The organism is Marinomonas ushuaiensis DSM 15871, from assembly GCF_000521805.1.
GTDB lineage: Bacteria > Pseudomonadota > Gammaproteobacteria > Pseudomonadales > Marinomonadaceae > Marinomonas > Marinomonas ushuaiensis.
On the sequence record NZ_JAMB01000027.1, the window covers coordinates 1 to 4,867 of the forward strand.

At 41.8% G+C, this 4,867-nt stretch carries 4 protein-coding genes and 2 tRNA genes; 5 read left to right on the forward strand and 1 reads right to left on the reverse strand.

The features are described 5' to 3' along the window. Window positions 1–61 precede the first annotated feature (61 nt). Both MUS1_RS15475 and MUS1_RS15480 read left to right on the forward strand, forming a co-directional pair. A tRNA-Arg gene (locus MUS1_RS15475) sits at window positions 62–138 on the forward strand. A 55-nt stretch (window positions 139–193) separates the two neighbouring features. Beyond that, window positions 194–270 (forward strand) — tRNA-Arg (locus MUS1_RS15480). Between the two features lie 33 nt (window positions 271–303). Here MUS1_RS15480 and MUS1_RS15485 read toward each other — a convergent pair. Next, entirely contained in the window at window positions 304–1,326 is a 1,023-nt protein-coding gene (locus tag MUS1_RS15485; protein WP_051436404.1) for a tRNA dihydrouridine synthase, read from the reverse strand. A gap of 86 nt (window positions 1,327–1,412) precedes the next feature. Between MUS1_RS15485 and MUS1_RS15490 the strand changes: the two genes are divergently transcribed. Genes MUS1_RS15490 through MUS1_RS15500 form a run of 3 tightly spaced genes read left to right on the forward strand, consistent with a single transcriptional unit; the run spans window position 1,413 to window position 4,733 of the window. After that, on the forward strand, window positions 1,413–1,727 hold the full coding sequence (locus MUS1_RS15490) for an OadG family protein (RefSeq protein WP_245595835.1): 315 nt from the start codon (window positions 1,413–1,415) through the stop codon (window positions 1,725–1,727). A gap of 22 nt (window positions 1,728–1,749) precedes the next feature. Beyond that, entirely contained in the window at window positions 1,750–3,540 is a 1,791-nt protein-coding gene (gene oadA, locus MUS1_RS15495) for a sodium-extruding oxaloacetate decarboxylase subunit alpha (protein ID WP_036164105.1), read from the forward strand. 20 nt (window positions 3,541–3,560) lie between these two features. Next, entirely contained in the window at window positions 3,561–4,733 is a 1,173-nt protein-coding gene (locus MUS1_RS15500; protein WP_036164107.1) for a sodium ion-translocating decarboxylase subunit beta, read from the forward strand. Window positions 4,734–4,867: the final 134 nt, after the last annotated feature.

Genomic DNA, 4,867 nt, shown 5'->3' on the forward strand with positions numbered 1-4,867 from the left:
CCAAAAAAAAGTATTTGAAGCTATCCTCTTCAGATTACTTTCGTAAATAAAGTATTGCTATGCACCCGTAGCTCAGCTGGATAGAGTACTCGGCTACGAACCGAGCGGTCAGAGGTTCGAATCCTCTCGGGTGCACCATTACTAAAAGTATTTCAAGTTATCCTCTTTAAGTGTTTCGTTAAAAAATTATTGAGCACCCGTAGCTCAGCTGGATAGAGTACTCGGCTACGAACCGAGCGGTCAGAGGTTCGAATCCTCTCGGGTGCACCATTAATTTTCTTCCTTGTTTTATATCTAAGTTTATTACTCTCCTAATGCCGATTTAATATTGTCTGAAAATTCAATAACACTTTTGCTACGTCTTAATGTGTTTAGGTTATCTTTTATTGTTGTGTATTCAAAACGTAAGTGTCCGCACCATTGTTTGAGTCTTCCTAGCGTGGCTACTTCATCATATTCTTTTTGTAATTGAGTTGTGTAATCTATGAACAGTTCGATGAGATCGTTTTGATGTTCGATCTTTTGTTTGTTTTCTAGCTCGGTTCGTAAGTCCTGAAAGATAAAGGGGTTATTAAGTGAGCCTCTACCGATCATGAAGTGACTACACCCTGAAATAGACCGGCATCTTAGTAATGATTCTTTGTCTGTAATGTCCCCATTTGCCACGACCAGCATTTTTGTTCTGTCTTGAATTTCACCGATTTTTTCCCAACGAGCTGGTGGTTTATAGCCGTCTTTTTTTGTTCTGCCGTGGACGGTTAGTTTATTTGTGCCTGCTGCCTCTATTGCTGCAACATTATCAAAAAGCAACTCTTCGTTTTCGTACCCGAGTCGTATTTTTGCTGAGACGATAATACCTTGTGGGAGTTTGCTGCGGACTGCTTTCATTATGTCGTAAAGTGAATTTGGGTTTTGTAGCAAGACAGAGCCTCCACCATGTCCGTTTACTCGTTTTGCGGGGCAGCCGAAATTAATGTCAATATGAGTTGCGCCAGCTTTTACTGCGTTGAGGGCACTTTCTGACATAAGTTCTGGATTACTGCCAAGTAATTGGGTGTGTACTGGGTGGTTGTATTTAGTTTGAGCGCTGTTGTTATTTTCAGGAACCAGTCTTTTGAATGTTGATGATGGAATGGCATACTGAGTCACTCGTACAAACTCAGATACTAGATAGTCCATGCCTCCTATTTTCGAGAGTAAGGAACGCATAGTATGATCCATGACGCCTTCCATTGGTGCAACTGCCAATGTGATGGAGTTGTGCAAGCTTGATTCTTTGGGGTTTGTTTTTTTCAAAATGGAGGGTGCTTCTAGTGAATTGTTCACGAAATAAGTCTAACTGTTATGCAAAAAAAATATGAAACTGTTCTGGTTTGTGGTAAAAAATAACTCACAAAAAAGAAACAATGCTAATGATGGTGCATCTGAGCACATTCATCGCTTACAAACAAGGCAAGTGTAAAGGTATCGATATTATGAGTGGATTGCTTGAAGAAGGGATTGGGTTGATGGTTTTGGGAATGGGGTTCGTGTTTTTGTTCCTGATTATCCTGATTTTCGTAACGGGATATATGTCTCGCTTGTTGAATCATTTTTTTCCTGAAGTGCAAGTCGCGACTCCGGTAGAGCCTACTGCACGTTCTGTGAACCAACCTTCTATTGATGCTCAAATGGTCGCGGTAATTACTGCGGCTGTGCATCAACATAGAAACAATAATACTAACTAACAGTTTTTACTGAGGCTGAAATATGACAAATCCTAAGCAACCTCTGGGTATTACGGACGTCGTTCTGCGTGATGCGCATCAATCTTTATTTGCTACTCGTATGCGTATCGACGATATGCTTCCTATTGCTGAAAAGCTAGATCAAGTTGGATATTGGTCACTTGAATCTTGGGGTGGCGCTACGTTTGATTCTTGTATCCGCTTTATTGGTGAGGATCCATGGGAGCGTATTCGTGAACTCAAAAAAGCGATGCCTAATACGCCTCAGCAAATGTTATTGCGCGGTCAAAACCTTCTTGGTTACCGTCATTACGCTGATGATGTTGTAAATAAGTTTGTTGAGCGCGCTGCATTTAATGGCGTTGATGTATTTCGTATTTTTGATGCGATGAATGATCCTCGTAATTTAGAAACGGCAATTAAAGCAGTTAAGCAGCAAAATAAGCATGCTCAAGGTACGATTTCTTATACAAAGAGTCGTGTTCATACTACGCAGAATTGGGTTGATTATGCGAAGAGGCTAGAGGATATGGGCGCAGACTCTATCGCTATTAAAGATATGTCTGGCATTCTTACGCCATATGATGCATTTGAATTGGTTGGTTTGTTGAAGGCTCAAACTCAGCTAGAGGTTCAGTTGCATGCTCATGCGACATCTGGTTTGTCTGATATGACAATCCTTAAGGCAATTGAGGCTGGAGTTGATCGCGTTGATACAGCCATTTCGTCTATGTCTATGACATATGGTCATAGTGCAACAGAATCGGTTGTTGCCGCTTTGCAAGGGACTGATAGAGATACTGGTCTAGATTTGACTCTATTAGAGGAAATTGCATCTTACTTTAGAGAAGTTAGAAAGAAATACTCTAAATTTGAAGGTTCGCTGCGAGGTACGGATTCTCGTATTCTTATTGCGCAAGTGCCAGGTGGTATGTTGACTAATATGGAAAGTCAATTAAGGGAGCAGGGTGCAGCGGATAAGTTTGATGATGTCTTGAAAGAAATTCCTAAAGTTCGTGAAGATCTCGGTTTGATTCCTCTTGTCACGCCAACATCTCAGATTGTTGGCACTCAAGCGGTATTGAATGTATTGACCGGTGAACGATACAAATCCATCTCTAAAGAAACTGCTGGTATTTTAAAGGGTGAGTATGGTGCGGCGCCTGCAGAATTTAATAAAGATTTGCAGTCTCGTGTGTTGGATGGTGTAGAGGCAATTACGTGTCGCCCGGCTGACCTATTAGCCCCTGAGATGGATAAGTTGACGGAAGAGCTTGCTGGACTGTCTAGTGAAAAAGGTATTCGTTTAGCTGATGATAAAATTGATGATGTGCTGACGTATGCGCTTTTCCCTCAGATTGGTTTGAAGTTTTTACAGAATCGTGGTGATGCAAGTGCTTTTGAGCCAGTGCCTACTATTGATGATGTGGTTGATGCATCTACTGTTCCTGTATCTTCTCCTGGCGGAGCAAGTGTTTATACCGTTGCCGTTTCTGGGCAGGAGTTTGTTGTTCAAGTTTCTGAGGGTGGTGAAGTTAGTGATATACAGCCCGCGACATCTCCTGCGACGTCTGCGTTATCTATTCCAGTGGTTGCTTCTTCAGGTGAAAATGTGCCTTCACCATTGGCTGGTAATATTTTCAAAGTTTTGGTTGCTCCAGGTCAACAGGTATCTGAAGGTGATACTTTGATGATTCTTGAAGCGATGAAAATGGAGACTGAGATTTCAGCGCCAAAAGCAGGTGTTGTTGGTTCCATTAACGTAAAAGAGGGTGACTCCGTTCAGGTGGGTCAATCGCTTCTTACTCTGTAGTTATAGGGCAGTTTTAAATAATGGAAAGTAAATTATTAAATCTTTTTCATGATACTGGTTTTTATCAGCTTGAGCTGGGCCAATTTGTGATGATCTGTGTAGGTTTGCTCTTGGTTTTTCTTGCGATTAAGAAAGGCTTTGAACCTCTTTTATTGTTGCCGATTGGTATTGGTGCGGTGTTGGTAAATATTCCAGGAGCTGGTTTCATGGCTGCTCCTGTTTATGATGCTGCAGGTCATATGGTATCTCCAGGTGGTTTGCAGTATTACATTTATCATGGTGGTATCGAGACAGGTTTGTTTCCGCTGATTATATTTATGGGTGTTGGTGCTATGACGGATTTTGGTCCTATGTTGGCCAATCCTAAGACTTTGTTGCTTGGTGCTGCTGCTCAATTTGGTATCTTTGCTACCGTAATCGGTGCTGTCTTGTTGGGTGCTTCTGGCATTATGGACTTCACTTTAGCGGATGCTGCGGCTATCGGTATTATTGGTGGTGCAGATGGCCCGACGGCAATTTTTGTCGCAAGTCGTCTTGCTCCAGATTTACTTGGTGCTATTGCAGTTGCTGCTTACTCTTATATGGCTTTGGTTCCTTTGATTCAGCCGCCGATTATGCGTGCGTTAACAACACCTGCTGAGCGTTCGATTAAGATGGTGCAATTACGTGAAGTGTCAAAGCGTGAAAAAATCATTTTTCCGGTTGTTGTAACTGTTTTAGTGGCTATGTTTTTGCCATCGGCGGCGCCATTATTGGGTATGTTCTGTTTTGGTAATTTGATGCGTGAGTGTGGTGTTGTTAATCGTTTGAGTGATACGGCTCAGAATGCATTGATTAATGTTGTAACTATATTTTTAGGATTGGGTGTTGGATCGAAGTTGAGTTCAGAAGATTTCTTAAACCTTGAGACTCTTGGTATTTTGGCTCTAGGTTTGGTTGCTTTTTCTATTGGTACGGCAGCGGGTATTTTGATGGCTAAGTTGATGAATAAGATGTCTGTTCATCCTATTAATCCATTGATTGGTGCTGCGGGTGTTTCTGCTGTTCCTATGGCTGCACGAGTAGCTAATAAAGTGGGGCTCGAGGCAAATAAGCAAAACTTCTTGCTGATGCATGCTATGGGACCAAATGTGGCTGGTGTCATTGGGTCTGCTGTTGCTGCAGGTGTGATGTTGAGTTATGTAGCTGGCTAATATGCATTTGTTGTAAGTGTGCAGTGGTTAGTGAGTCCCTGTTACTGAAAGGTAGCAGGGACTTTTTTTGTCTGTTTGATTGGTTTTCGGTCGTTATTTAATCGAATGATGTTTGTTTTGATGCTTTATTAACC

Excerpts from the sequence above, each read along its gene's own strand:
- oadA (WP_036164105.1), top strand. The coding sequence starts at position 1,750 with ATGACAAATCCTAAGCAACCTCTGGGTATTACGGACGTCGTTCTGCGT.
- MUS1_RS15500 (WP_036164107.1), top strand. The coding sequence starts at position 3,561 with ATGGAAAGTAAATTATTAAATCTTTTTCATGATACTGGTTTTTATCAG.
- MUS1_RS15490 (WP_245595835.1), top strand. The coding sequence starts at position 1,413 with ATGATGGTGCATCTGAGCACATTCATCGCTTACAAACAAGGCAAGTGT.